Annotated in this window: 22 protein-coding genes; 8 read left to right on the plus strand and 14 right to left on the minus strand. The window is 70.3% G+C overall.

Features of this window, described 5'->3' with window-relative positions:
• Window positions 1–386 precede the first annotated feature (386 nt).
• Window positions 387–1,835, minus strand: a complete 1,449-nt coding sequence (locus tag ACGFI7_RS17250) for a serine/threonine-protein kinase (RefSeq protein ID WP_393405250.1) — start codon at window positions 1,833–1,835, stop codon at window positions 387–389.
• Window positions 1,825–3,333: a serine/threonine-protein kinase gene (locus tag ACGFI7_RS17255; protein ID WP_393405253.1), complete on the minus strand. Its 1,509-nt coding sequence runs from the start codon at window positions 3,331–3,333 to the stop codon at window positions 1,825–1,827. The genes ACGFI7_RS17250 and ACGFI7_RS17255 overlap by 11 nt, the downstream gene beginning before the upstream one ends.
• A gap of 84 nt (window positions 3,334–3,417) precedes the next feature.
• Here ACGFI7_RS17255 and ACGFI7_RS17260 point away from each other — a divergent pair, with 84 nt between their 5' ends.
• A complete protein-coding gene (locus tag ACGFI7_RS17260; RefSeq protein ID WP_393405256.1) occupies window positions 3,418–5,142 on the plus strand; it encodes a DEDD exonuclease domain-containing protein in 1,725 nt (574 codons plus the stop codon).
• Window positions 5,143–5,159: 17 nt separating this feature from the next.
• On the plus strand, window positions 5,160–5,447 hold the full coding sequence (locus ACGFI7_RS17265) for an Lrp/AsnC family transcriptional regulator (protein ID WP_393405259.1): 288 nt from the start codon (window positions 5,160–5,162) through the stop codon (window positions 5,445–5,447).
• A gap of 190 nt (window positions 5,448–5,637) precedes the next feature.
• Here ACGFI7_RS17265 and ACGFI7_RS17270 read toward each other — a convergent pair whose 3' ends face one another.
• From ACGFI7_RS17270 to ACGFI7_RS17285, 4 genes are read right to left on the minus strand one after another with little or no spacing between them, the layout of a single operon-like run.
• Window positions 5,638–7,290: a cytochrome bc complex cytochrome b subunit gene (locus tag ACGFI7_RS17270; RefSeq protein ID WP_393405262.1), complete on the minus strand. Its 1,653-nt coding sequence runs from the start codon at window positions 7,288–7,290 to the stop codon at window positions 5,638–5,640.
• Window positions 7,287–8,408, minus strand: a complete 1,122-nt coding sequence (locus ACGFI7_RS17275; protein ID WP_393405265.1) for a Rieske 2Fe-2S domain-containing protein — start codon at window positions 8,406–8,408, stop codon at window positions 7,287–7,289. Before ACGFI7_RS17275 ends, ACGFI7_RS17270 begins: the two co-directional genes overlap by 4 nt.
• Window positions 8,405–9,214: a c-type cytochrome gene (locus tag ACGFI7_RS17280; protein WP_393405268.1), complete on the minus strand. Its 810-nt coding sequence runs from the start codon at window positions 9,212–9,214 to the stop codon at window positions 8,405–8,407. Before ACGFI7_RS17280 ends, ACGFI7_RS17275 begins: the two co-directional genes overlap by 4 nt.
• Before the next feature lie 14 nt (window positions 9,215–9,228).
• The gene (locus ACGFI7_RS17285; RefSeq protein WP_393405270.1) at window positions 9,229–9,882 is read right to left on the minus strand and encodes a heme-copper oxidase subunit III; all 654 of its coding nucleotides are present in this window, start codon (window positions 9,880–9,882) and stop codon (window positions 9,229–9,231) included.
• A 196-nt stretch (window positions 9,883–10,078) separates the two neighbouring features.
• Here ACGFI7_RS17285 and ACGFI7_RS17290 point away from each other — a divergent pair, with 196 nt between their 5' ends.
• Both ACGFI7_RS17290 and trpD read left to right on the plus strand, forming a co-directional pair.
• Window positions 10,079–10,477 carry a hypothetical protein gene (locus ACGFI7_RS17290; RefSeq protein ID WP_393405699.1) on the plus strand — a complete coding sequence of 133 codons (399 nt, stop codon included), beginning with the start codon at window positions 10,079–10,081 and terminating at the stop codon, window positions 10,475–10,477.
• A 9-nt stretch (window positions 10,478–10,486) separates the two neighbouring features.
• Entirely contained in the window at window positions 10,487–11,527 is a 1,041-nt protein-coding gene (gene trpD, locus ACGFI7_RS17295; protein WP_393405271.1) for an anthranilate phosphoribosyltransferase, read from the plus strand.
• Between the two features lie 421 nt (window positions 11,528–11,948).
• On the opposite strand, the gene ACGFI7_RS17300 is transcribed toward trpD, so the two are convergent.
• From ACGFI7_RS17300 to ACGFI7_RS17315, 4 genes are all read right to left on the minus strand, one after another.
• Window positions 11,949–13,103 carry an Ig-like domain-containing protein gene (locus ACGFI7_RS17300; protein ID WP_393405273.1) on the minus strand — a complete coding sequence of 385 codons (1,155 nt, stop codon included), beginning with the start codon at window positions 13,101–13,103 and terminating at the stop codon, window positions 11,949–11,951.
• A gap of 201 nt (window positions 13,104–13,304) precedes the next feature.
• Window positions 13,305–13,718, minus strand: a complete 414-nt coding sequence (locus ACGFI7_RS17305; RefSeq protein ID WP_393405275.1) for a cytochrome c oxidase subunit 4 — start codon at window positions 13,716–13,718, stop codon at window positions 13,305–13,307.
• The gene (gene ctaD / locus ACGFI7_RS17310; RefSeq protein ID WP_393405277.1) at window positions 13,715–15,391 is read right to left on the minus strand and encodes a cytochrome c oxidase subunit I; all 1,677 of its coding nucleotides are present in this window, start codon (window positions 15,389–15,391) and stop codon (window positions 13,715–13,717) included. The genes ACGFI7_RS17305 and ctaD overlap by 4 nt, the downstream gene beginning before the upstream one ends.
• Window positions 15,388–16,152, minus strand: a complete 765-nt coding sequence (locus ACGFI7_RS17315) for a cytochrome c oxidase subunit II (protein ID WP_393405279.1) — start codon at window positions 16,150–16,152, stop codon at window positions 15,388–15,390. The genes ctaD and ACGFI7_RS17315 overlap by 4 nt, the downstream gene beginning before the upstream one ends.
• A gap of 217 nt (window positions 16,153–16,369) precedes the next feature.
• Here ACGFI7_RS17315 and ACGFI7_RS17320 point away from each other — a divergent pair, with 217 nt between their 5' ends.
• The 3 genes from ACGFI7_RS17320 to ACGFI7_RS17330 are packed head-to-tail and all read left to right on the plus strand — an operon-like array spanning window position 16,370 to window position 18,221.
• Window positions 16,370–17,503: a cysteine desulfurase family protein gene (locus tag ACGFI7_RS17320; RefSeq protein ID WP_393405281.1), complete on the plus strand. Its 1,134-nt coding sequence runs from the start codon at window positions 16,370–16,372 to the stop codon at window positions 17,501–17,503.
• Window positions 17,500–17,745 carry a sulfurtransferase TusA family protein gene (locus ACGFI7_RS17325; RefSeq protein ID WP_393405283.1) on the plus strand — a complete coding sequence of 82 codons (246 nt, stop codon included), beginning with the start codon at window positions 17,500–17,502 and terminating at the stop codon, window positions 17,743–17,745. Before ACGFI7_RS17320 ends, ACGFI7_RS17325 begins: the two co-directional genes overlap by 4 nt.
• A gap of 59 nt (window positions 17,746–17,804) precedes the next feature.
• Window positions 17,805–18,221, plus strand: coding sequence for a CBS domain-containing protein (locus tag ACGFI7_RS17330; RefSeq protein ID WP_393405285.1), 417 nt, complete (start codon window positions 17,805–17,807; stop codon window positions 18,219–18,221).
• Window positions 18,222–18,282: 61 nt separating this feature from the next.
• On the opposite strand, the gene ACGFI7_RS17335 is transcribed toward ACGFI7_RS17330, so the two are convergent.
• Both ACGFI7_RS17335 and erpA read right to left on the minus strand, forming a co-directional pair.
• Window positions 18,283–19,269, minus strand: coding sequence for a carbohydrate kinase family protein (locus ACGFI7_RS17335; RefSeq protein ID WP_393405287.1), 987 nt, complete (start codon window positions 19,267–19,269; stop codon window positions 18,283–18,285).
• 115 nt (window positions 19,270–19,384) lie between these two features.
• Complete coding sequence (gene erpA / locus ACGFI7_RS17340) at window positions 19,385–19,738, minus strand: iron-sulfur cluster insertion protein ErpA (protein ID WP_393405289.1); 354 nt, start codon at window positions 19,736–19,738, stop codon at window positions 19,385–19,387.
• 157 nt (window positions 19,739–19,895) lie between these two features.
• Here erpA and nadA point away from each other — a divergent pair, with 157 nt between their 5' ends.
• Entirely contained in the window at window positions 19,896–21,047 is a 1,152-nt protein-coding gene (gene nadA, locus ACGFI7_RS17345; RefSeq protein ID WP_393405291.1) for a quinolinate synthase NadA, read from the plus strand.
• Here the strand turns inward: nadA and ACGFI7_RS17350 are convergent.
• Together ACGFI7_RS17350 and ACGFI7_RS17355 are read right to left on the minus strand one after the other, a co-directional pair.
• Window positions 21,044–21,646, minus strand: a complete 603-nt coding sequence (locus tag ACGFI7_RS17350) for an SIMPL domain-containing protein (protein WP_393405293.1) — start codon at window positions 21,644–21,646, stop codon at window positions 21,044–21,046. The genes nadA and ACGFI7_RS17350 overlap by 4 nt on opposite strands.
• A 16-nt stretch (window positions 21,647–21,662) precedes the next feature.
• The gene (locus tag ACGFI7_RS17355; protein WP_393405295.1) at window positions 21,663–23,963 is read right to left on the minus strand and encodes a protein kinase; all 2,301 of its coding nucleotides are present in this window, start codon (window positions 23,961–23,963) and stop codon (window positions 21,663–21,665) included.
• Window positions 23,964–24,042: the final 79 nt, after the last annotated feature.

Below are 24,042 nucleotides of genomic sequence, written 5' to 3' on the forward strand. Positions count from 1 at the left end.
ACCTCCCGGACCGACCGGACCTCCAGGACCGACCGGACCTCCAGGACCGACCGGACCTCCAGGGCCTCCCATGCCGCCGGGGCCCACCGGACCCGCAGGACCCGGGCCTCCCAAGCCACCCGGCCCCGCCGGGCCTCCCATGCCCGCGGGACCCGGATAGTCGGGCGGGCCCATGGCGTCCGGTGGCATGCGCAGTGTCGGCTGGGGCGCGGGCGGCGGGTATGCGCCGGGGAAACCCGCCGGTGGCTGGAAGGGCCCGCCAGGTGCCGGATGAGGGGACGTCGGCGGCTCGTTCTCGCTACCGGGATGCACCAATGACTCCTGGGGTTAGCCATGACTTGCGGGGAAACATGCTAGTCATCCCGGTTGCAAGCCACTTGAATGCCTCAGCCTTGCAACGCACCCGAGACCATCGCGGCCACGGCGGCGGCGGTTTTCTCGTCGGCCGCCCGGGCGGCGGTGACGTCCCTCCGGAACCAGACCACCTCGGCGATCAGGTTGCTGTCACGCAGCAGCACCGTGGTGGCCGCGCTGCCGGTCGAGCCCGAGTTGATGTAGCGCTCGAAGCGGGTCTGCACGAACGCGGCCTCGCCCAGGTCCGGCATGTCGCGCACCTTTCCGACCTGTTCGCGGAAGACCGACCCCTCGGCGGCCTGCCGGCCGGTGCGCTCCAGGTCGAACCGCCGGGCCGCCACCTCGGCCGCCCCGCGCGAGCCGTCGGGCCGCTCGATCCAGACGCGTACGGTCAGCCTGCGCGGGACCTGGGAGCCCCGCTGCAGCCGCCACTGGCACTCCCCCTCGCGGCTTTTCTCCGGGCCCGTGCCGCCTCCCATCACCTTCTCGACCTGGGTCTCGGTGAGCAGGCGGCAGGGGTCGGGCGCGGTCGCGTACCGGCCCGGCTCTCCCCGGTTGAGCACCGTGAGCCCGTACCAGCCGCCGGCGCCGAGGAGCACGACGGCGGCGAGCAGCACCGGCACCAGCCACCACGTGCGGCGCCGGGCCGGCGCCGGCGGGGTGTAGCCGGGCGAGGCGACGTGCTCCAGCACCTGGCGGACCTGCCCGGCGGCGGGACGCGCGGCCGGGTCCTTGGCGAGCATGGCCACCAGCAGCCCGCCGAGCTCGCGTCCCGCCCTGGCGGGCGGCGGCGGGTCGTGCAGCAGCACGGCGGCGGCCATCGCGGCCGGGTTGGGCCGCTCGAAGGGCGGCCGTCCCTCCACCGCCGTGTAGAGGCTCGCCCCGAGCGACCACAGGTCGGAGGCCGGACCGGACGGCTGCTCGTTGAGCCGCTCCGGCGCCATGAAGCCGGGCGAGCCCGCGCTGCCGTAACGGTCGCCCTTGGCGCCCATCGTGACCGCGATGCCGAAGTCGGTGAGCATGGCCGAGCCGTCGGCGTCGAGCAGGATGTTGGCCGGCTTGACGTCCTGATGGACCATGCCGTATGAGTGCGCGACCTGGAGCGCCGACAGCACGCTGAGGCCGATGCGGGCCACACTCGGCGGCGGCAGCGGCCCGAACTGCCTGATCGCCTGGTCGAGGGAGCGGCCGGTGACCAGGTCCATGATGATCCAGGGCTGGTCGACTTCGAGCACCACGTCGTGGATCATGACGATGGCCGGGTCGCGCAGCCGGCCGGCCGCCCGCGCCTCGTAGATCGCCCGGTCGGCGAACTCGGCCCGCTCGGCCGGGGTCAGCTGCGGCGGGATGCGCACCTGCTTGACCGCCACCTCGCGGTTGAGCATCTCGTCGCGGGCCCGCCACACCGTGCCGGCGCCGCCTTCGCCGAGCCGCTCCACCAGGCGGTAGCGGCGGGCCAGCAGGTAGCCGTCAGCCTGCACGGCGCAACGCCTGCTCGGTCGCCTGCGCGGCCTTGACGGCCGTCTGCTTGATGTCTTCGTCGCCGAACCGCTCGGACAGCGCGGTGTAGCCGACGAAGACCACCAGGTTGGCCAGGCGGAAGTGGACGATGGCGGTGTGGATGCGGCCGGTCTTGCCCTTCAGCTCGAACGCGAACGCCTCCTCACCGACGCCGGAGATCTTCCGCACGGCGGTGCGGGTGACCGGGACGCTGCCGTCGGCGCCGATCTCGGGCCAGGTCCAGTCGAGCGTGTCGTGCTGGCCCCACCAGCGCTGCTGGTTGGCGAAGAGGACGCGGGCCGACTCGGGGGTCATGGCCCACGGGTCGCGGGTGTCGGAGTCCTTCTGCACCTGGATCTCCACCCCGCTGCTCTGGATCGGCCACTGGCAGCGCGGGCCCACCTCGTTGGAACCCGGCATCGCCTTGGGCGGCTGCTGGGTGCGGAGGTAGCGGCCGATCTCCTCGGCACTGAGGAGCGAGCAGACGTCCATGGGGGCCGTGAACGCCTCGGGGACACCGCTCGACGCGCGGTCGCGTACGAGCAGGACGGCGGTCGTGGCGGCGGCGACCACCACGGCAGCGACCGCGGCGACGATCACCCACAGCAGCGGCCTGCCGCGCTTCTTGACGTGTCCGGGGGCCGTGACGTCGTGGTGGACGGGCAGCTGCGGCTGCTGACCGGCGGCGATCCGGCGCAGCGCCTCGATCAGCTGCGGCGCGGGCGGCCGGGCGGCCGGGTGGGGCGCCATCATGGCGGCGATCACCTGGCCGAGCGGGCCGGGCACGTGCGGCACCGGCTGGGTGAGCGTCGCGCGGATGCGCTGGGCCGCCGTGCCGTCGTAGGCGGGGCCTCCGGTGACCGCGAGGAACAGGGTGGCGCCGAGGGACCACACGTCGCTGGCGGGACCACCTGGGTCGCCCTCCAGCCGCTCGGGCGCGATGAAGCCGGGCGAGCCGATCATCAGGCCCTGCTGGGTGAGCGTCGCCTGGCCCTCCTGGCGGGCGATGCCGAAGTCGGTGAGCACCACCCTGCCGCTGTCGGTCAGGAAGACGTTGCCCGGTTTGACGTCGCGGTGCTGCAGGCCGCGGGCGTGCGCGGCGGACAGCGCGTCGAGCATCTCCGCGCCGATCCTGGCCGCGTACTCCGGCGGCATCGGCCCGTGCTCGCGGACCGCGTCGCCCAGCGTGCGGCCGCGCAGCAGCTCCATCACCAGCCACGGCCGGTCGTGCTCGACGACCACGTCGTGCAGCGCCACGATGCCGGGGTGGCGGAGCTGGGCGGTGGCCTGCGCCTCGCGCACGGCCCTGGTGACCAGCTCGGCCCGCTCGTGCGGGGGCAGCCCCTCGGGCAGCGTCAGCTCCTTGACCGCCACCTCGCGGTCGAGCATCTCGTCCCTGGCCAGCCAGACCCGGCCCATGCCACCGCTGCCGAGCGGTCGCAGCAGGAGGTAGCGGTTGGCGAGTCTTTCCCCGGACACAAAGGCAGGGTAACGAAGGATCAAGCCGAATAGTTATTCGTCGGCCTCTGTAACTGTCGGTCGTCCTCTCTATGGTCTTGGTTCGTGGATCCCGTTCAAGGCACTCTCGACGAGCTCGGCACCCCGCTGAGCGAGGTCACGTTCGTCGTGTTCGACCTCGAGACCACCGGCGGATCCCCGGCCGAAGACAAGATCACCGAGATCGGCGCCGTGAAGGTGCGGGCGGGCGAGGTGCTGGGCGAGTTCTCCACCCTGGTCGACCCCGGCGGCCCGATCCCGCCGTTCATCTCGGTGCTGACGGGCATCACCGACGCGATGGTCATGGCGGCGCCGCGCGTCGAGGCGGTGCTGCCGAGTTTCCTGGAGTTCATCAAGGGGTCGACGCTCGTCGCCCACAACGCCGGCTTCGACACCCGCTTCCTCAAGGCGGCCTGCGCCGCCCATGGCTATCCCCCGCCGGCCAACCCGGTGGTCGACACCGTCGACCTGGCCCGCCGGGTGCTGACCCGCGACGAGACGCCCAACGCCAAGCTGTCCACGCTGGCCCGGTTCTTCCGCGCCGAGACCGAGCCGTGCCACCGCGCGCTGCAGGACGCCAAGGCCACCGTCGACGTGCTCCACGGGCTCATCGAGCGGGCCGGGTCCTTCCAGGTCCACACGCTGGAGGAGCTCAAGTCGTTCGTCCGCGCCCCCACGCCCGAGCAGCAGCGCAAGCGCCACCTCGCCGAGTCGGTGCCGCACGCCCCCGGCGTCTACTTCTTCGAGGACGAGCGCGGCGAGATCCTCTACATCGGCAAGAGCACCAACCTGCGCAACCGCGTGCGTTCCTACTTCACCGCCAGCGAGACCAGGCCGCGCATCCGCGAGATGATCGGCATCGCCGATCGGGTCCGCCACATCGTGTGCGCGACCGGCCTGGAGGCGGAGGTGCGCGAGCTGCGCCTGATCGGCGGCGCCAAGCCCCGCTACAACCGCAGGTCCCGGTTCCCGGAGAAGGTCTTCTGGCTCAAGCTCACGCAGGAGCCGTTCCCGCGCCTGTCGATCGTCCGCGAGGTCAAGGACGACGGCGCCGCCTACCTCGGCCCCTTCTCCAGCACCCGGCTGGCCGACGACGCCCGCAACGCGCTGCACGAGGCGGTGCCGCTGCGCCAGTGCACGCAGCCGATCAGCCTGCGCACCCGCCGCGCGGCGTGCGTCCTGCACGAGATGGGCCGCTGCGGCGCCCCCTGTGAGGGCAAGCAGGACCAGGCCGACTACCTGACGTACGCGGAGGCGGCGCGGCGGGCGATGACGCTCGACGCGTCCCCGGTCTTCTCCGCGGTCTCGGCCCGCATGGAGCGGCTTTCGGTCGAGCAGCGCTACGAGGAGGCGTCCGTCGACCGCGACCGGCTGGCCGCGTTCGTCCGCGCCGCCGCCCGCATGCAGCGGCTCGCCTCCGTCACCCGCATCCCCCACCTGGTGGCGGCGAGCCCCGCCTTCGACGGCGGCTGGGACATCCACGTGATCCGCTACGGCCGGCTGGCCGCGGCCGGGGTCATGCCGCGCGGCGCCCACCCCACCCCGTTCGTCGAGTCGCTCACCGCCACCGCCGAGGCCGTGATCCCCGGCCCCGGGCCGGTCCACGCCGCCAGCGCCGAGGAGACCGAGTGCATCCTGCGCTGGCTGGAGTCCCCCGGGGTGCGGCTGGTCGAGGTCGACGGCGAATGGAGCCTGCCCGCCCACGGCGCCGCCCGTCACAAGGCCCGCATCGACCTGGCCTACCAGGGCTTCGACCGCGTCCGCCACCGGGAAGGGCGGCCTCTGCGCTGATTCGATACAGTGGCGTCATGGTCACGGCTATCGTTCACATCAACGCCGAGGTCGACCGCATCCCGGAGGTCGCCGAGACGATCGCCGAGATCGACGGCGTCAGCGAGGTCTACTCCATCACCGGCGAATACGACCTGATGGCCATGGTCCGCGTGGCCGAGTACGAGCAGATCGCCGAGGTCATCCCCGGTCACATCAACAAGGTGCCCGGCGTGCTCAACACCGAGACCCACATCGCCTTCCGCGCCTACTCCAAGCACGACCTGGACGCGGCCTTCTCGATCGGCTTCCCCGACGCCGACTGACGCCGCGCCCTGCTCCGCCGGGCCGCGATGATCGGTCCAGTTCCCCGTACGCCTGGTAGTCGCATGCGCGCATGCCGGGGACTTCGCCGTCGACGGGCTCGTACGCGTCCGTGAACCCGCTGGTGCCCTCCAGGGCCCGGAACAGCGGAAAGGGCCCGGACGAGGTGTCCGGGCCCTTCAGAACCGCTTTCTAGCGCGTCAGCGTGTGGTCCTCGCCGGGACCGACCGCCGCGTGCTCCTCCTCGTGACCGTGGCCGTCGCCGGACTCGAGGGGGATCTTCTCGCCGCCGTACGCCTTCGACATGCGGCTGCGGAGCTTGCCGAGCGGGCCGCGCATGCCCTTCGGCGGGATGCCGGACGGGTCCTCGGCCACCGGCAGCATGAGCACCGGCTCCTTGCCGCGGATGTGCGCCTCGATGTCGTCCGCCGGAGGCGTGTGGACCTCGATGAACTCACCGTGCGGCAGGCGCTTGATGACGCCCGACTCCACGCCGTGGCTGATGACGTCGGCGTCGGAGCGCTGCAGGCCCAGGCAGATCCGGTAGGTGATGATGTACGCCAGCACCGGCGCGACGAAGATCAGCACCCGACCGGCGTACGTGGTCCAGTTGAGGTTGATGTGGAAGAACGCCGAGATCTCGTCGTTCGCCCCCAGCAGCCAGAGCACGCCGTAGAAGGTGATGCCCGCCATGCCGATCGAGGTGCGGTGCGGGTTGTTGCGCGGGCGCTCCGCGAAGTGGTGCTCGCGGTGGTCGCCGGTGATCCACCGTTCCAGGAACGGGTAGAGCGCCAGACCGGTCATGACGATGCCCAGGGGCAGCAGCGCCGGGATGATCACGCTGAGCGGCAGCGTGCCCGCTTGGGCCGTGCCGAACATGTTGATCTCCCAGGCCGGCATGATGCGCAGCGAGCCTTCCAGGAAGCCCATGTACCAGTCGGGCTGGGATCCCGCGGAGATGTCGGCCGGGGTGTAAGGACCGTAGATCCAGATCGGGTTGATCTGGGCGAACGTCGCCAGACCCGCGACCACGCCGAGCGTGAACAGGAAGTAGGCGCCCGCCTTGGCCATGAACGCGGGGTAGAACGGCGCGCCCACCACGTTCTGGTTCGTCCGTCCCTTGCCGGGCATCTGGGTGTGCTTCTGCACCCACATGAGGACCATGTGGGCGGAGATGAGCGCCAGCAGGATGCCCGGGATGAGCAGGATGTGCAGCGAATAGAACCGGGCGACGATGTCCGTGCCTGGATACTCGCCGCCGAACAGGAAGAAGGTGATGTACGTGCCGACCAGCGGCAGCGAGATCGCCACACCCTCGGTGATCCGCAGACCCGCGCCGGAGAGCAGGTCGTCCGGCAGCGAGTAGCCGGTGAGGCCCTCGGCCAGCGCCAGGGTCAGCAGCAGGATGCCGATGATCCAGTTGATCTCACGCGGCTTGCGGTAGGCGCCGGTGAAGAACACCCGCAGCATGTGGGCCATCATGCCCGCCACGAACAGCAGGGCCGCCCAGTGGTGCATCTGCCGGATGAGCAGACCTCCGCGGACGTCGAAGCTGATCTCCAGCGACGACGCGTAGGCCGCGGACATCCCCACACCCTGCAGCGGGGCGTAGGAGCCGTCGTAGATCACGTGCTCCATGCTCGGCTTGAACCAGAACGTCAGGAACGTACCGGTCAGCAGCAGGATGATGAACGAGTAGAGGGCGATCTCCCCCAGCAGGAACGACCAGTGGTCGGGGAAGACCTTGCGCAGGTTGCGCTTGAGGAAGTTGGCTCCGCCCAGCCGCTCGTCGAACCAGTTGGACGGTCCGCCGATCGCCTTGGGAACGGTTGTCAGCTCACTCATGCCTGGCCTCCCTTGGCCCTGGCCTCCGCCTCGGCGTCACCGCGCTCCCAGTAGCTGGGACCGACCGGGACGGCGAAGTCGCCCTGCGCGACGAGGTAGCCCTCGTTGTCGACGGTGATCGGCAACTGCGGCAGCGGCCGGGCGGCCGGGCCGAAGATGACCTTGGCACCGTCGGCGGCGTCGAACGTCGACTGGTGGCAGGGGCACAGGATGTGGTGGGTCGTCTGCTCGTACAGGGCCGCGGGGCAGCCCACGTGCGTGCAGATCTTCGAGTAGGCCACGATGCCGTCGTGCGTCCAGTTCTTGTTGACGCCCGACTTGAGCTCCTCGGGCCGGAACTTGATCAGGATCAGCGTGGCCTTGGCGAGCACGTTCAGGTCGTGCTCGTAGCCCTCGGGCACGATCGACAGGATGCCGCCGGGCGAGTTGAAGTCGGCCGCCCGGATCGGCTCGCCGGTGCCCTCGACGACGAGCCGCAGCGGCTTGCCGTCCTCGGTCTTCTCGCCCCAGACGGTGTGGCGCAGCAACTTGTGGAAGTTGGTGGCCTTCATATTGGTGTTGTCGAGGTCGCGCAGCAGGATCAGCGGGATCAGGCCCAGCGGCGCGGCCGCCAGCAGCAGCGTGCGGCGCATCATCTTGCGCTTGACGAAGCCACTCTCGTTGGCGCCCTCGACGAACGTGTCGGCCACGACCTCACGGTCGTCGCCGCCGGAGACCATCAGGTGGCGCTCCTGGACCAGGGCGTACTTCGGCATGATCTGGCGGACCCAGACCACGATGCCGACGGCCAGGGCCAGCACCGCCACGGTCAGCGAGCTGCCCAGGGCCAGGTTGGACGCGCCGGTCGCCTCAGGGCTGCCCACCTGGAAGACCACGTAGGAGATGAGGAAGGCGATGCCCGCCAGGAACGTGATCAGGAAGCAGAGGGCCACGAGCTTCTCGGCCCGGCGCGCCCTCTGCTCGTCCTGCAGCGTGATGCCGGGGGTCTCGCCCCCGGTGACGCCGGCGTCGTGCGCCTCCGCCTCGCCGAGCATCGAGGTGCCCGGTGCGGGGGTGCCGATCACGCGCTTGGGGACGCGATCGTCCGGCTGCTCGATCTCGTGCTCGTTGTCAGTCATGACTTCTGTCGCTTCTTCGCGGTGATCCAGATGGCGGCGAGGACGAGGGCCAGGATGCCCACGATCCACGCTACGAGTCCTTCGGTGACCGGGCCAATACGCCCGAGGGCAAAACCTCCGGGATCCTTCTGCTCGCGCATCTGAACGATGTAGGCGATCATGTTGCGCTTCTCTTCGGGCGTGATGGTCGTGTCGTTGAAGACCGGCATCGCCTGCGGGCCGGTGACCATCGCCTCGTAGATCTGCGTGGGAGAGGCGTCGTTCAGGTTGGGCGCGTACTTGCCGCGGGTCAGCGCGCCGCCCGCGCCGGCCCAGTTGTGGCACTGGATGCAGTTGGCGCGGAAAAGCTCACCGCCCTTGGCGGCGTCGCCCAGCGCGGGGTCGACCTGCTCGCCGGACGGCACGGCGGGACCGCCGCCGAGCGAGGCGACGTAGGCCGCGATGTCGCTGATGCTCTGGCCGTCGACCCACGAGGGCAGCGGCTTGCGCGGCACCTGGGCGCCCGGGTCGGACGCGGGCATCCGGCCGGTGCTCATCTGGAAGTCGACGGCTGCCGCGCCGACGCCGATCAGCGTGGGCCCGTTCGTCGTGCCCTGGGCCTTCGGCCCGTGGCAGCTGGCGCAGTGGGCCACGAAGAGGCTCTCGCCCCTGGCCACGTCGTCAGCCTTACCCGACGCGAGCGCCGCGTCAGCGGGCTTGCTCACCTGCACAAAGGTGGCATATGCCGTCCCGACCAGCGCCAACGCCAAAATCAGGACGGCATATCTCGCGAGGGGATGCCGCCGCCAAGCGGTGATCCTAACCACAGAGATCCCGTTCCTTACCGAATGATGTAGATGGTCGCGAAAAGACCGATCCAGACGACGTCGACGAAGTGCCAGTAGTAGGACACGACGATGGCGCTGGTGGCCTGCTCATGCGTGAAGCGCTTCGCGGCGTACGTACGTCCCAGCATGAACAGGAACGCGATCAGTCCACCGGTCACGTGCAGGCCGTGGAAGCCCGTCGTGAGGTAGAACACCGACGTGTAGGGGTTGGCGGACAAGGTCGCGCCCTCGCTCGCCAGCTCCATGTACTCGTACAGCTGGCCGCCGATGAAGACCGCGCCCATGAGGAAGCTGACGAAGTACCAGAACCGGAGCTTGCTGACTTGCCCCTTTTCCGCGGCCCACACGCCGAGCTGGCACGTCACACTGGACAGGACCAGGATGATCGTGTTGACCGTCGCGAACGGGATGTTCAGGTGAGCCAGACCCTCGGCCGAGGCGCCCGCCTGGGTGTACGCGGGCCCCCAATCGATGCCTTGGCCCACGCTCACGGACCGGATGGTGAAGTACATCGCGAACAGCGCCGCGAAGAACATGAGCTCAGAGGACAGCCAGACGATCGTACCCACGCTGACCAGGTTGGGTCTGCGGTACGGCTGACCTGTCGTCGTCGAAGTAATTGCGGATGCTGTCGCCACGGGCAGCATTATTGCGGCTCCGGTGGTCGGTCCGGCGCACGACCCCCCGTTAGCGGGAACAAACAGGCATCCAACCTGGGATAATCAGGACATAACCCCCACCTGGGGTGCTGGCCTGGGTTCGCACGCCGTGCCAACGGTACGATCCCAGATGACCCTACCGCTACGACCGATAGTGAGCGCGACCGTGAGCACCGACGACACGATGAAGGTCCTCGTCTACAGCGACGACGCCGCCACCCGGCAGGAGGTAAGGCTGGCGATCGGCCGGCGACCGGCCGCGGACGTGCCCTTCGTGGAGGTCGTCGAGTGCGCCACCGAGCCGAAGGTGCACCAGTGGCTCGGCTCCGGCGAGATCGACGTCGCGGTGCTCGACGGCGAGACCCAGCCCGCGGGCGGCATGGGCGTGAGCCGCCAGGCCAAGGACGAGGTCTACGACTGCCCGCCCATCTGCCTCATCATCGCCCGGCGCGACGACCGCTGGCTGGCCGACTGGTCCAAGGCCGACGCCGTCGTCGCCCAGCCCCTCGACCCCATGGTGCTGGCCGACACGGTCGCCGACCTCATGCGCCGCCGCTCCGCCACCCGACTCAACGCTAAGTAGGTGCCTCACGTGGACTCGCGGACGACCTGGCCAGCCATCCTTTCCGCGCTCCTGTCCGGGGAGCACCTGTCGGCCGACGAGACGGCGTGGGCGATGCGGGAGATCATGTCCGGCTCCGCCACGCCCTCCCAGATCTCCGCCTTCGTCGTCGCGCTGCGGGCCAAGGGCGAGACCGTGGCCGAGGTGACCGGCCTGGCCCGCACCATGCTCGACCTGGCCACGCCGCTGCACGTCGAGGGCCCGATCGTCGACGTGGTCGGCACCGGCGGCGACCGCGCCCACACCGTCAACGTGTCCACCATGGCCGCCATCGTGGCCGCCGCCGCCGGCGCCCGCGTCGTCAAGCACGGCAACCGCGCCGCCTCCTCCTCGTGCGGCGCCGCCGACGTGCTGGAGCACCTCGGCATCCGCCTCGACCTGACCCCCGAGCAGACCGCCAGGGTTGCCGCCGAGGCCGGCATCGCCTTCTGCTTCGCCCCGGTCTACCACCCGGCGCTGCGCTTCGCGGGGCCCACCCGCAAGGAGATCGGCGTCCCCACCGTCTTCAACTTCCTCGGCCCGCTCACCAACCCGGCCCGGCCGACCGCCCAGGCCATCGGCGTGTACGACCCGCGCATGCTCCCGGTGCTGGCCGGGGTCTTCGCCGAGCGCGGCGTCTCCGCCCTGGTCTTCCGCGGCGACGACGGGCTCGACGAGCTGACCATCGCCACCACCTCCACCGTGTGGGTGGTCAAGGACGGCGGCGCCGACCGGACCACCTTCGACCCGGCGGTGCTCGGCATCCCCCGCGCCGAGGCGGGCGCCCTGCGCGGCGGCGACGTGGCCTTCAACGCGCAGGCGGTGCACGACATGCTCGGCGGCAAGCCGGGGCCGGTGCGCGACGCCGTCCTGCTCAACGCGGCCGCCGCGCTGGTCGCGCTCGACGGTCCCGGCGACGACCTCGACTCGGCCATGATCGACGCCTACGCCCGGGTCACTCAGGCCGTCGACTCCGGCCGCGCCTCGGCCACCCTCGACGGCTGGGTCAAGACCAGCAGCTCCGTCTCCTGACGCCCGGGGGGCCTGCTCCGGCGGGCCCATGAGGCTCTGCAGCCCCGGGCCGCCCGCCCCGAGCCACCCGAGCCACCGCAGACCACCCCGAGCCGCCACCCCCGAGTAGCCCCGAGCCGTCCCGGGCCATCCTGGGCCGCAGAACCACCCCCGAGCCGCCTGGGCCGTCCCGGGCCGCTTGGAAGCCCTCGTCGGCCTCCACGAGCGCCCTGCCGCGCGCCCTCTCCCCCCCACAGATCTCCCCGTACGGACAAGGCATCGTTCGGATCTCTCCGTACGGACAGCGCGTCGTCCGGGTCTCCCTCGGACGGACGCTCCTGCGCGCGGGCCACTCGCACAGCGTCCTGAAGGGACGCAGGCAGCCACCGGCGGGCCGCCTGCCCCCCGAGGAACCCCAGGGACGCCCGCCCCACCGGACGGGTCAGGAGAAGGGGAGGGTGGGGCCGTCCTTGAGCGAGCTCCACTGGAGCCACTGCTTCCACGTCTCCTGCCAGTGCCCCCAGCCGTTGGTCGGCTCCAGGGGGCGCGGGGAGCCCGTGATGATGATGGGGTCCCCGATCAGGGTGTTCTTGATGAACCAGGACGCGTTGTCGGGGCTGACGTTCACGCAGCCGTGGCTGACGTTGGCGTGGCCCTGGGAGCCGACGGACCAGGGGGCGCTGTGCACGTACTCGCCGCTGTTGGAGATGCGCACCGTGTTGTACACGGTCATCCGGTAGTAGCCGGACTGGCCGGGGCCGATGCCGGGCGAGGTCATGATGGTGACGGGCTCGCGGGACATGGCCAGGTGGATGCCCGAGGTGGTGTGATATTTCATGACCCCGCCGCGCCCTGCGCTCATCGGCATCTCGCGGACCTTCCTGCCGTTCCGCCGCACGATCAGCACGTGCTCGTTGACGCTGCCCTTGGTGATCTGGGAGCGGCCGACGCGGAAGTCGAGCGCCAGGTCACGCTTGCCGAACATGCCCTTGCCGCCGTGCACGCCCGCAAGGTTGGCCTCGACCCGGACGTCGGTGTGCGCGGGCCAGTACTGGCGCGGCCGGAAGTCGATGTGCTGGTCGTCGAACCAGTGCCAGGCCCCTTCGACGGGCTTGGAGGTACGGACGAGCAGGTTGCGCTCGACCGACACCCGGTCGGTGATCGGCTGGTCGAACGCGATCATGATGGGCATGCCGACGCCGACCGTCACGCCGGTGGTGTTCTTGCTGGGCGTGATGCTCTGGATGTCGAAGGACTTGGCCGCCTTGACGGTGGAGAACGTGCTGGTCTTCTCGGTCTGCTTGCCGTCGGCGTTGGCGGCGACGGAGCTGATCGTGTAGGTGGTGCCGGGGCGGGCGGTGGCGGTGCTGCGCCAGCGGGTCTTGTCGCCGCTGAGCACGCCCGGCAGGGCGCCGTCCGCGCTGCGCACGGTGACGCTCTTGAGCGTGCCGTCCTGGGCCGCCACGACGACCGTCTGATCCGTCGGCACGTTGGCCGACCGGTCGGCCGGCTGGATCGCCACGGTGGCGTCGGGCGCCGCCTGCCGGTCCTCCTCGGCCGCGCTGCTCGCCGAGCACGCCGCCAGCAGCACGGTCATGCCCAGGCTGAGTCCGACACTCAGGGCCGGGCCCAACGATCGATACGCTACGCGCGCCACGCGCACTCCCCCGTCCGAGTCGAGCAGATTCACCTCTCTTATTACCCTGAGTGATCGATTGGCCACATCCGCGTTCCGGTAAAGAACACCAAAAAGCGGGCGTCCCCTCCGAAGAAGGACGCCCGCTCATGGACGAAGGGCTCAGTGCGAGAAGTGGCCCCGGTAATACTGGAACACGAAGCCGATCATCGCCATGATCACCAGGAACACGCCGATGAGGAACATCCACATGCCGATGACGAACCCGGCGAAGGTGAACGCCGCCGCCAGGCAGACGAACAGCGGCCACCAGCTGCTCGGGCTGAAGAAGCCGATCTCGCCGGCGCCGTCGCTGATGTCGGCCTGCTTGTTGTCCTCCGGCTGGGCGCCGATGCGCCGCGCGGTGAACATCAGGTAGTAGCCGATCATGAACGCGAAGCCGACCGAGATGGCCATGGCGGTGGTGCCGACCGGCTCACCGACCCCCGTCGCCGCCTTGGTCCAGAACCAGTAGGCGACGGTCACGCCGGCGAAGAACACGCCGCACAGCAGGAACAGCCAACCTTGAACCTTCATCGGGCCTCCACCTCCGGCGCGGGCTTGGCGGACAGGTGCGGGTACTTGAGGTCGAACGCGGGACGCTCGGACCGGATGGGAGGCAGCTTGGTGAAGTTGTGCCGCGGCGGCGGGCAGGAGGTCGCCCACTCGAGCGAGCCGCCGTAACCCCACGGGTCGTCGACGGTGACCTTGGGCGCGGTGCGCCAGGTCTTCCAGACGTTGTAGAAGAACGGCAGCGTGGAGGCCCCGAGCACGAACGCGCCCACGGACGAGATCATGTTGAGGTCGGTGAAGCCGTCGGCGGCCCCGTAGTCGGCGTAGCGGCGCGGGAAGCCGAGCATGCCCAGCCAGTGCTGCACCAGGAACGTCGAGTGGAAGCCGATGAACAGCAGCCAGAACTGCACCTTGCCGAGCCTGTCGTCGAGCATCTTGCCGGTGAGCTTGGGCCACCAGAAGAAGAACCCGGCGAACATCGCGAACACCACGGTGCCGAAGACCACGTAGTGGAAGTGGGCGACCACGAAGTAGGTGTCGCTGATGTGGAAGTCGAGCGGCGGCGAGGCCAGGATGACACCGGTCAGACCGCCGAGCAGGAACGTCACCAGGAAGCCGATCGAGTAGAGCATCGGCGACTCGAAGCTCAGGTGACCGCGCCACATCGTGCCGACCCAGTTGAAGAACTTCACACCGGTGGGCACCGCGATGAGGAACGTCATGAACGAGAAGAACGGCAACAGCACTTGACCGGTCGGGAACATGTGGTGCGCCCACACGGTCATCGACAGGCCGGCGATGGAGATCGTCGCGCCCACGAGGCTGATGTAACCGAAGATCGGCTTACGGCTGAAGACCGGCAGGATCTCGGTGATGATGCCGAAGAACGGCAGCGCGATGATGTAGACCTCGGGATGGCCGAAGAACCAGAACAGGTGCTGCCACAGCATCGGCCCGCCGACCTCGGGGCTGAAGATGTGGGTGCCGAACTTGCGGTCGGACTCCAGCGCCAGCAGCGCGGCGGCCAGCACGGGGAAGGCCATCAGAACGAGCATGCTGGTCAGCAGGACGTTCCAGGTGAAGATCGGCATCCGGAACATGGTCATGCCGGGCGCGCGCATGCAGATGATCGTGGTGATGAAGTTGACCGCACCGAGGATGGTGGCCAGACCCGACATCGCCAGACCCATGATCCACAGGTCGCCGCCGATGCCCGGCGAGTAGACCGCGTTGGACAGCGGCGCGTAGCCGAACCAGCCGAAGGACGCGGCGCCCTCAGGGGTGAAGAAGCCCGAGACGGCGATGAGGCTGCCGAAGAGGTAGAGCCAGTAGCTCACCATGTTGAGACGCGGGAAGGCCACGTCGGGGGCGCCGATCTGCAGCGGCATGACCGCGTTGGCGAAGGCCGCGAAGAGCGGCGTCGCGAACATCAGCAGCATGATCGTGCCGTGCATGGTGAACAGCTGGTTGAACTGCTCGTTGCTGGTGAACTGGAGCCCCGGCTGAGCCAGCTCGGCCCGCATGACCAGCGCCATCAGGCCGCCGACCAGGAAGAACAGGAACGAGGTGATCAGATAGAGGTTGCCGATCACCTTGTGGTCGGTGGTCGACAACCACTTGGCGATGATCCGGCCCTTGGAGGTGGGCCGGTGGACCGGCGGGGCCGGTGTCGTTACGGGCTCTTGAATGGCGGTCACTGGGCACTCTCCGCCTGGTTGGACGCGACGTACTGGTCGAACTCTTGCTTGTCGACGAGCTTCACCGAGAAGAGCATGCGGCTGTGGTCGACGCCGCACAGCTCGGCGCAGCGGCCGGCGTAGACGCCGCGCTTGTCAAGGGTGGTGATCTCGAACTTGCGACCCGGGCTGTCCTCGGGGATGCCGGGGATGATGTCCCGCTTGAACAGGAACTCGGGCACCCAGAAGGAGTGGATCACGTCGTCGGTCTGGAGCTCGAACTCCACCTTCTCACCGGCGGGCAGCACGAGCTGCGGACCCTGCTGGTAGTCGCTCACCGGCATGCCGGCCACCGGCTTGGTCTCCTTGCCGTCGACGGTCGTGGTGAAGCGCCAGCTCCACTGGAACGCCTCGACCTTGACCTTCACCTTGGCGTCGCCCGAGACATGGGTCAGCGCCTCGCTGTCACGCGCGGTGAAGAAGAAGAAAACCGACACCATGACGAGCGGCACCAGGGTGTAGAGCATCTCGATCGGCAGGTTGTAACGAACCTGCGGCGGGAGCTCGGCCTTGGCCCTGCGTCTGGTGTGGAAGAGGCACGCCCAGATGATGAGCCCGATGACCACCGCGCCGGTGGCGAGCGCGGCGATCCACGCTCCGTTCCACAGACTGGTGACGGTCTCACCCTGCTGGGTGATCGCATCCGGCAGCAGCCCGTTGCCCCACTTGGCCTCGGGAACGTCACTAGCACACGCCGCAGCGGAGGCCGCAAGCAACGCCAAAGCGACGGCGCTCGGCACTCTACGCCGGGCCAACGGTCGCCGTGTCGAACGGCGGGTCGGACTCACGGATCGCCTACCCCACAGATGAAGCCCGGGAGTCTCTCCCGGGCGCTCGTATTTCCTGATGCACAGCTGATTGCAGACACATTAGCGTGCAAGTGCCCCGCCCTTCCGCGCGGCCCCTCCATGGCGTGCCGCGAGTGGGATCATAGGACTCGTGGCGTACTTCGACGCGGCCTCCACCGAGCCGCTGCACCCTCAGGCGCGTGAGGCGCTGCTGGCGGCCATCGACGTCGGCTGGGCCGATCCCGCTCGGCTCTACAACCAGGCCCGCCGTGCGCACCTGCTGCTGGAGCAGGCCCGTACGGAAGTGGCCGAGGCGCTGGGCGCGCGGCCCGACGAGGTGACGTTCACCTCGTCCGGCACGCAGGCCGTGCATCTCGGTCTGCTCGGGACGATACAGGGCAGACGGCGCGTCGGCCGTCACCTGGTGACCTCGGCGGTCGAGCACTCCAGCGTGCTGCACGCCGCCCGGCTGCACGAACGCGACGGCGGCAGCGTCGAGACCGTCGGCGTCGACCTGCTCGGACGGGTCGACCAGGCGGCGTTCGCCGAGGCGGTGGCCCGCCCCGACACCGCTCTGGCCTGCCTGCAGACGGCCAACCACGAGGTCGGCACACTCCAGCCGGTGGCCGAGGTCGCCGCCGCCTGCCGCCGCCACGGGGTGCCGCTGCTGGTCGACGCGGCGCAGACGGCCGGCCGGATGCCGGTGCCGGACGGCTGGTCGGTGCTGGCGGCCAGCGCGCACAAGTGGGGCGGCCCGCCCGGCGTGGGCGTGCTGGCGGTCAGGAAGGGCACCCGGTTCCGCTCCTTCCTGCCGGAGGACGAGCGCGAGCGCCGGCGGGTGCCGGGGTTCGAGAACGTGCCGGGCATCGTGGCCGCGGCGGCCGCGCTGCGCGCGATGACGGCCGACGCCGCCCGGGAACGCTCCAGGCTGTCGGCGCTGGTCGACAAGATCAGGGAGACGGTGCCGAAGGTGGTGCCGGACGTGGAGGTGATCGGCGACCCCGACGAGCGGGCGCCGCACATCGTCACCTTCTCCTGTCTGTACGTCGACGGGGAGGCGCTGCTGACCGAGCTCGACAAGGCCGGATTCGCGGTCTCGTCCGGTAGTTCCTGTACGGCTAGTACGCTTCGTCCATCGCACGTTCTGGAAGCGATGGGCGTGCTCACGCATGGGAATGTCCGGGTGTCACTGCCCAGGGGCGCTTCCGCGGCGGAGGTCGACAGGTTCCTCGCCGTGCTGCCCGAGCTGGTGCTCCGGATCCGCCAGGACGCAGGAGTCGCATGACCGAGACCACTCAGCCGGCATTGACGATCGACGCGCTGGGGAAGAAGTGCCCCATTCCGATCATCATGCTCGCCGAGAAGATCAACTATGTGCCGCTCAACGCCGTGGTGGCCGTGCTCGCCGACGATCCGGCGGCCTACACCGACGTGCCCGCGTGGTGCCGGCTCAAGTCCCACCGCCATGTCGGCTCGTACGAGCTGCCGGAGGGAGGCTGGGCGATCCACGTGCGGCGTAATTACTGACCTGGCCGGTACGGGGTAGCTCCCCTGGTGAGGCACGACGTCACCGAGGGGGGAACGAGATGAGCGACACCGCCGGCGATCTGATGAGCCGGGGCGTGGAGTGCGTCCAGGCGCACGAGACGCTCGACCGGGCCGCGCAGCTCATGCGCGAACTCGGCGTGGGCGCGCTGCCCGTGTGCCTGGACGACCGGGTGACCGGCATCATCACCGACCGCGACATCGTGGTGGAGTGCGTGGCCCTGGGCCACGACCCGGCCCGCGTGCGAGCCGGGGACCTCGCGACGGGCCTGGTGTGGGTGCCGGCCGAGGCCACGGTCGAGGAGGCCCTGACGCGCATGGAGGAGCACCGCATCAAGCGGCTTCCGGTGATGCGCGACCACCGCATGGTCGGCATGATCAGCGAAGCCGACCTGGCCCGCCACCTGCCCGACGACAAGCTGGCCGAGTTCGTGCACCGGGTCTACGCCGGGAGCTAGCCGTACGGACGACACCCGCGCAAACTGCGCCCCCGCCGCTGCCGGCGGGGGCGCGCCCGTGTCAGGGGTGGTAGCAGCGGATGTGCGGGGCGATCTCCTCGGCGGCGGCGGCGCCGTAGGCCGCGGTGAACCGGTCCATGAAGTCCTTCTGGCCGAGTTCGTACTCCTGGCCGCCGACGCGCTCCAGCACGTGGGTGGCGGTGAGGTTGCCGATCTGGCCGCACCGCTCCAGCGACATCCCCCAGGCGAGACCGGCCAGGAACCCGGCGCGGAAGGCGTCGCCGACGCCGGTCGGGTCGGCCTTGCCGCGCTCGGGAGCGGGCCCCACGTGGATCGACGGCTCGCCCTGGCGGTCGATGACCGCGCCCTTGGGGCCGAGCGTGGTGACGCGGACGCCGACGCGGCTCAGCACCTCGTCGTCGGACCAGCCCGTCTTCTGCTCGATCAGGCCCTTCTCGTAGTCGTTGGAGAAGAGGTAGGCGGCGCCGTCGACGAGCTGGCGGATCTGCTCGTCGGCCATGCGGGCGAGCTGCTGGGAGATGTCGGCGGCGAACGGGATGCCGCGGTGGCGGCACTCGTCGGTGTGGCGGAGCATGCCGTCGGGGTCGTTCGGGCCGATCAGCACCAGGTCCAGGCCGCCCACCCGGTCGGCGACGGGCTTCAGCTCGATGAGCCGGGCCTCGGCCATCGCGCCGGTGTAGAAGGACGCGATCTGGTTGTGGTTGTCGTCGGTCGTGCACAGGAACCGAGCGGTGTGCTGGGTCTCGGAGATGTGCACGGAGTCGCAGTCGACGCCGTGGCGCTCCAGCCAGGAGCGGTAGTCGGCGAAGTCGTTGCCGACCGCGCCGACGAGGAGCGGCTTCAGGCCCAGGCAGGCCATGCCGAAGGCGATGTTGGCCGCACAGCCGCCACGCCGGATCTGCAGGTCGTCGACCAGGAACGACAGTGACACCCGGTCGAGTTGCTCGGCGATGAGCTGGTCGCCGAAACTTCCGGGAAAGGTCATCAGATGGTCAGTCGCGATGGAGCCGGTGACGGCGATGCGCACGGGATTCTTCTTCCTCGTTGTCAGCAAGCCAGTTGAGCCCCACGAGGATACGCGAAGGCCCCGCCCGCACAAAGGCGGAGCGGGGCCGGGCGGTGCCGATCGAGCGGGCTCTCGACTAGTTGAACGAGTCGCCGCAGGCGCAGGAGCCGGTGGCGTTCGGGTTGTCGATGGTGAAGCCCTGCTTCTCGATCGTGTCGACGAAGTCGATGGTGGCGCCCATCAGGTAGGGAGCGCTCATCCGGTCGGTGACCACGCCGACGCCGCCGAAGTCCGTCACGACGTCGCCGTCCATGGAACGGTCGTCGAAGAAGAGCTGGTAGCGCAGCCCCGAGCAGCCACCCGGCTGCACGGCGACGCGCAGCTGCAGACCTTCCTCACCCTGCTGCTCGAGCAGGTTCTTGACCTTGGCTGCGGCCGCGTCGGTCAGGATCAGGCCCTGTGCCGTGGTCTCGCTGCTCTCAACCGTCATCTGCTGACTCCCTAACCGGGTCTGTTTCCGACGTCTCGCTATTGACGCTACCAACACTGAGGGGATGCCACACATTCCCGCCCCCTCCCCCGGGGACAAATCGGTCTTCCGGGTATGTCATCATGAATCGTCACTTCGACGATAAGGGGGTAGGGCGATGACCACCCAGACGGGACTTCCGCTCTTCGTGCTTGGCCGGGGCGCCGATCCGCACAGTGAGGCAGGCGTGGACTGCCCCGGTGAGCTGCCACCGGCCTCCGACCCCCAGCTGGTCGAACGGGCCCGCAAGGCCAAGGAGGCGCTCGGCGACCGCCTGTTCGTGCTGGGCCACCACTACCAGCGCGACGAGGTGATCCAGTTCGCCGACGTGACCGGCGACTCGTTCAAGCTGGCGCAGCAGGCCGCCGCCCGCCCGCAGGCCGAGTACATCGTGTTCTGCGGCGTGCACTTCATGGCGGAGTCGGCCGACATCCTGACCACCGACGCGCAGAAGGTGGTGCTGCCGGACCTGGCCGCCGGCTGCTCGATGGCCGACATGGCCACCTTCGACCAGGTCGAGGAGGCCTGGGAGGCGCTGGAGGACGCCGGGCTGGCCGACCGGGTGGTCCCGGTCACGTACATGAACTCCAGCGCGGACATCAAGGCGTTCTGCGGCAGGAACGGCGGCGTGGTGTGCACCTCGTCCAACGCCCGCCGCGCCCTGACCTGGGCCTTCGAGCAGGGCGAGAAGGTGCTCTTCCTGCCGGACCAGCACCTGGGCCGCAACACGGCCGTGCTGGAGATGGGCATGTCGCTCGACGACTGCGTGGTGTGGAACCCGCACCGCCCCAACGGCGGGCTGACCGCCGAGGAGCTGGAGCGGGCGCGCATGATCCTGTGGCGCGGCCACTGCTCGGTGCACGGCCGGTTCACCGCCGAGTCGGTGGACGACGTGCGCGCGCGCATCCCCGGCGTGAACGTCCTGGTGCACCCGGAGTGCCGCCACGAGGTGGTGCTGAAGGCCGACCACGTGGGCTCCACCGAGCACATCATCAAGACGCTGCGCGAGGCGCCCGCCGGGTCCGCCTGGGCCGTCGGCACCGAGCTCAACCTGGTCAAGCGGCTGGCCCAGATGTTCCCCGACAAGAGCGTCTCGTTCCTGGACCGCACGGTCTGCTACTGCTCGACCATGAACCGGATCGACCTGCCGCACCTGGTGTGGGCGCTGGAGTCGCTGGCGCTCGGCGAGGTGGTCAACCGGATCACGGTCGACGCGGACACGGCCCACTGGGCGCGGGTCGCCCTGGACCGGATGCTCGCCCTGGCCTAGTCGCCGAAGACGTAGCCGACCCGGACGGTGACCTGCGTGGTCTGCCGTCCGGGGCTGATCGAGTCGTGCGCCTCGGCCGCCATGGTCCGCATCATCGGGACCGGCGGCCCGTGGAGGTCCTCCTCGCTGATCGACACCACCCGGCCGAGCGGCCGCCCGGCCAGCCCGGCGAGCTGCGCGGCCCTGGCCTCCGCCTGCCGGAACGCCGCCTCCCTGGCCGTGGCCATGGCGGCGTCCGGGTCGGACACCTCGAACGCGATCCCGTTCAGCCGGGCCTCCTCCCCCACGCCGGCGACGGTGTCGATGACGTGGTCGGCCCGCGCCAGGTCGCGGATCACCGCCTCCACGCCCTGCGCCGCCCGGTAGGACGACACCTTCGGGTACGCCTCGTACTCCGGGCCGAGCGACACCTCGGTGGTGCGCAGGTCGTGCGCCGCGATGCCGGCCCCGCGCAGCGCCTCGGCCAGCCGGGCCGCGGCGGCCCGCGCCCCGGCGAACGCCTCGGCCGCCGACCGGCCGCGCACCTCGACGCCGGCGTTCAGCCGCATGATGTCGGGCGCGGCGTCGGCCGAGCCCCTCCCGATCACGCTGATGTCCACGAGGACCCTCCGGCCTCTAGGGTGTGCCCCTGCTGAATCGGAACGCCATCTTGTCGAACTCCGCCCGCTTCGGGGCCGTGGCGAGCACCCTGTTCACCTTCCCGGAAAGGTCGATCACCACCGCCTCGTAACCGGCGCCCTTGGCCCGCCAGACGGCCAGGTGGTCGTCGTCCCACCAGCCGATCAGCCGCTGGCTGGTGAACGGCACCCGGTCCGCCTCGCCGTCGCCGCCGGTGGGGTGCGCGCAGATGGTGCCGGCCGAGGACGGGCAGTGGGCGAGGAAACGGTCGCCGTTGGGCGACACGTCGTCGCCCTCCACCCAGACCGGCTCGCCCGCCGCCGGCACGGTGCGCAGCTTCTTGCCCCGCAGGTCGTAGAACGTCATCCGGCCGTTCACCCAGGTGCCGACCTCGTCACCGCGGGAGTTCCAGAAGAACCGCCACTCGCCCGCGCCCTTCTCGCTGACCCGGTACGTGCGGGCGGTGCCGGCGTCCACGTCGACGATGCCGTACCCGTACTCGACGCTGTCGGTGTCGGTGGCCCGGTACAGGGTGACCAGGGCCAGCTTGCCGTCGGGCGACCAGCGCGGCGTGGTGGGGAAGATCGGGGCGGAGCTGACCTCGATGGCGCGCTTGTTGCCGGTCCGGTGGTCGATGACCGACAGCAGCGCCTTGCGGTCGGTGTTGTAGTCGACGTCGGTGCCGAGCGCGCGGGCGCCGTCGTGGTCGAGCGCGTACTCGAAGTACCGCGAGTTGCGGGTGTAGCGGTCGGTGCCGGGCTGCCTGACGTAGAGCCTCTTGCCGTTCTCGGTCGTGTACGAGGCGAGCTTGACGGGGTCGGTGGCCCGCTCCTCCAGCTCGACGGAGGTGCCCGGGAGCCGGATCGTCCTGGTCTCGGGCGTGGGGGTCGGCGTGGGGGTCGGCGTGCCGGAGGCGACCGTCTGACTCGGTGACGGCGACGGCGTGGGCGTCGGGTCGGGCATGGCGGCGATCCGGTTCACCACGAAGGCGCCGGCGGCCAGCAGCACGGCGGTGGCCACGGCGGCGCCGGCCACGATCCAGCCGGTCCCGCGCCCGCCGCCCGCGCGGGTGGGCGGCGGCGGGTGGTACGGCGCGCGCGGCCCGTATCCGGGGCCCGCCGCGGCGGCGCTCCCCTGCCACAGCAGCCCCGCCGGATCACCGCCCGGGCCGGGGAACGGACCCGAAGGGCCCGAAGGGCCCGAAGGGCCCGAAGGGCCCGAAGGACCCGAGGGACCTGAAGGACCTGAAGGACCGCCGCCGGGCGGCCCGGAGAACCCCCCGGGGTGGAACCTCGCCGGACCGGGACCCGAAGGACCCGCGCCGCCGGTCGGATAGGGCACCCCCGGTCCGGACATGCCCGGGGAGGACGGACCCGGAGGAGGCGCCGGGAAACCCGGACCTCCTGCGGGGGCTCCGCCTCCGTTGCCCGGCGGGAAGCCCGGGGAGTACGGGGCGGGCCCGGCGGGGTTCGCCCACGGGGCGTTCTGGGCCTGTCCCAGGAGGCGCATCAGGGCCTGCTGGGCGGTGGGCCGCCGGGCCGGGTCCTTGGCCAAACAGTCCGCGACCAGCGCGCGCAGCGCGGGATCGTCGATGACGCCGACGTCCGCCTCGCTGTTCATGATCCGGTTGACCACGGCGGGGACGCTGTCCTGCCCGAAGGGCGCCTGCCCCGACGCCGCGAAGAGCAGCGTGCAGGCCCAGGCGAACATGTCCGCCGCGGCCCCCGGGCTCCCGGCGCTGAGCTGCTCGGGCGCCATGAACGACGGCGTACCGATCGCGCTGGCGGTCAGCGTGGAGGTGAGGTCGAGCGCCTTGGCGATGCCGAAGTCGATCACCCGGGGCCCGTCGGAGGCCAGCACCACGTTGGACGGCTTGAAGTCGCGGTGCACAATGCCCGCCTGGTGGATGGCCACCAGCGCGGTGACGGTGCCGATCGCCAGCCGGTGCAGCGCGGTGCCGGCCCGGGGGCCTTCGGTGCGCACCACGTCGGACAGGGTGGGGCCGTCGATGTACTCGCTGACGATGTACGGGCGCCCGTTGACCAGCCCGGTCTCGATCATCTGGGCGGTGCAGAACGGCGCCACCCGCCGGGCCAGCTCGACCTCGCGGACGAACCGTACCGACGCCTCCTCGTCCCCGGCCAGGTCGGTGCGGAGCAGTTTGACCGCTACCCTGGCCCCGTCGGGGGCGGTGGCGAGATAGACGAGGCCCTGCCCGCCCTCGCCGATCCGGCCGGCCAGCGTGTACGCCCCTACCGAGGCAGGGTCCCCTGGGCGCAGAGGCGCGAGCTCGGGCACGATTTTCCCCACATGTGGCTTACGTCATGACTTCCAGACATTGTCGCGGCTTCCGAGCGTCCGCGTCACCCTTTCGCGT

The sequence above is a fragment of the Nonomuraea sp. NPDC048826 genome, assembly GCF_043198225.1.
Lineage (GTDB): Bacteria > Actinomycetota > Actinomycetes > Streptosporangiales > Streptosporangiaceae > Nonomuraea.

Bases quoted from the DNA above. Each gene is read 5' to 3' on its own strand.
- ACGFI7_RS17270 (WP_393405262.1), bottom strand. From the start codon at position 7,290: ATGAGTGAGCTGACAACCGTTCCCAAGGCGATCGGCGGACCGTCCAAC.
- ACGFI7_RS17285 (WP_393405270.1), bottom strand. From the start codon at position 9,882: ATGCTGCCCGTGGCGACAGCATCCGCAATTACTTCGACGACGACAGGT.
- ACGFI7_RS17275 (WP_393405265.1), bottom strand. From the start codon at position 8,408: ATGACTGACAACGAGCACGAGATCGAGCAGCCGGACGATCGCGTCCCC.
- ACGFI7_RS17300 (WP_393405273.1), bottom strand. From the start codon at position 13,103: ATGACCGTGCTGCTGGCGGCGTGCTCGGCGAGCAGCGCGGCCGAGGAG.
- ACGFI7_RS17290 (WP_393405699.1), top strand. From the start codon at position 10,079: ATGAAGGTCCTCGTCTACAGCGACGACGCCGCCACCCGGCAGGAGGTA.
- ACGFI7_RS17325 (WP_393405283.1), top strand. From the start codon at position 17,500: ATGACCGAGACCACTCAGCCGGCATTGACGATCGACGCGCTGGGGAAG.
- nadA (WP_393405291.1), top strand. From the start codon at position 19,896: ATGACCACCCAGACGGGACTTCCGCTCTTCGTGCTTGGCCGGGGCGCC.
- ACGFI7_RS17305 (WP_393405275.1), bottom strand. From the start codon at position 13,718: ATGAAGGTTCAAGGTTGGCTGTTCCTGCTGTGCGGCGTGTTCTTCGCC.
- ACGFI7_RS17330 (WP_393405285.1), top strand. From the start codon at position 17,805: ATGAGCGACACCGCCGGCGATCTGATGAGCCGGGGCGTGGAGTGCGTC.
- ACGFI7_RS17265 (WP_393405259.1), top strand. From the start codon at position 5,160: ATGGTCACGGCTATCGTTCACATCAACGCCGAGGTCGACCGCATCCCG.
- erpA (WP_393405289.1), bottom strand. From the start codon at position 19,738: ATGACGGTTGAGAGCAGCGAGACCACGGCACAGGGCCTGATCCTGACC.